Origin of the sequence: Streptobacillus notomytis (genome assembly GCF_001902585.1) — a bacterium.
Lineage (GTDB): Bacteria > Fusobacteriota > Fusobacteriia > Fusobacteriales > Leptotrichiaceae > Streptobacillus > Streptobacillus notomytis.
Genome location: NZ_LKKV01000119.1, coordinates 1 through 2093 on the forward strand (window position 1 = coordinate 1; position 2093 = coordinate 2093).

1 protein-coding gene is annotated in these 2093 nt (G+C 24.5%); it reads left to right on the plus strand.

What is annotated here, in order from left to right; genetic code table 11:
- The coding region (locus BUE91_RS06205) for a S8 family serine peptidase (RefSeq protein WP_073508300.1) at positions 1–2093 on the plus strand (2093 nt) is incomplete at both ends.

Here is a 2093-nt window from a genome sequence, read left to right on the forward strand (position 1 = left end):
TGGATCATCATATTCAGCGCCAAGGATAGCAAGACTAGCTTATGATATTAAAGAAAAATATCCTTTCTTAACATACCAACAAGTAAAACAGGTAATACTTGGAACTGCAAATCATGATATTAGTGGATACTTAGATGATAATGTAGGTTGGGGTAATGCAAATAGAGAGAAGGCATTAAAAGGACCATCTGATTTCAATGCTGGTCTAATAGATGAGATGAAATACTTTAAGGGTAACTATGATAAGATATTTGATGATAAGGGAAATAGATACTTTTATGTGAATATTAAAAAGGATAAAGAATATACTTTTGAAAATGATATAGTTAGTGGATTAAAGGGTGATGGTAATAATAAGGAAAGTAAAATTATAAAAATAATTGCTAAGAAATATAGTTATGATAATACTAGTAGAGAGTATCAATATAGAATACCAAAAGTATTAGAAAGTGAAAAACTATTTTACTCTAATGTAGCTCAAGCAGGACTTAGAAAAGATGGAGAAGGAAAGCTTACATTAACAGGAAAACAAGAATATACTGCTCCTTCACAAGTATTAAATGGAACACTAGTTTTAAAAAATGATAGTAAATCAGATTACACTATAGCTGAAAAAGGAACATTAGTTGTAGAAAATAAAGATGATAAAGAAAGTACTATAAATTTAAAGAATATATATACAGATGGAAAATTAAAGATAGGTAGTACTAAAACAAGTATAGATAAACTACATGGAACTCATACATCTGATGTAGAGTTTAGTGGAAAAGAAATAAATATAAAAGAGTTTAGGACAACAGGGGAGTATACAATAAGAGTAAAAGAAAATGAACAACTTAATTTAAATATAGAAAAATTTGAAGAAGAGTACAGTGATTTTTTAAATAACTTATCAAACCCCTTTTTAAAACCAGTTGTAATAAATAAGGACAAGATAGTAAGTATAAAGTTTGTAGATAATATAAATGAAGAGTTTAAGAAATTAGGAGAAATAACAGATGAGAAGATATTAAAAGATTTACCTAGTTATGATGTAAATAAGAAGAAATTTTTTGATGAGTATATAGATAACACAAATGTTTCTATCAGTGGCACTAATGTTTTAATGAAACCAATGTCAAGCAGTTTAAGAACCTTATTATTAAGCTCAAATAGTTCAGAAGTTAAAAATATATTTACAGATAATTATGCAAGTATAGTGGGGAATATAATAAAAAATGAGATAGATAATAAGTATAATAGGACAAATATAATATTAAATAACTTAGAAAAAGGAAATAGACTATACTTTGATACTTATGTGAGAACTAATATATTAAATGAGGAAAAATTTAGTCCATTTGTAGATAAGAATTATGGTGCAATAATAGGATATTCAAGAAAATTATCAAATGGAAATGTTTTAAATTTATATGGAATATATCAATATGGAAATGTTGAATTTAAAAATAGTGGAAGTAATAAAACTAAAAGTATAAATAATTTATATAATGCTGGTATAAATATTAGTAAGAAAATATTTGATATCTTTGCATTTGATTTTGATAAGAATATAGGTTATAGTAAAAGTGATGTGTATAATGATACAAGTGATACTAATAAAAAAACAAATATATTACAAAGTTTAAGTATAAATCCTAGTATAAAATTAAGTATGGAATTAAAAATAAATTCTATAAAAAGTATATTAAAACCATATGTTGGCTATTCATTTAATTATATATTAATCTGGGGAAAAAAAGATAATGAAGCTAAAGAAAATGAGAGTTTTATAAATAGATTAAGAAACATAGGAATAACAAGTGCATATAATAATAATTTAGAAGCAGGAGTAGAGATAGATAGTAAGATAAATGATAGAATAAGTATACAAAATAGATTGGTTGTTGATTATAATAGCCTTGATGAAATAAAATTAAATCAAAAGTTAGCTGAAAAATTACATACAACTGTAGGTAAAGGATTAAATAAGATAAGTGCAAACTATAATTTAGGTGTAAAATTAAAGGTTATGGATGGTTTAAATGTAATAGGTAAGGCAAATATAAATAGTAAATTAAATGTTGGATTAAATTTAGGTATAGATTTCAATT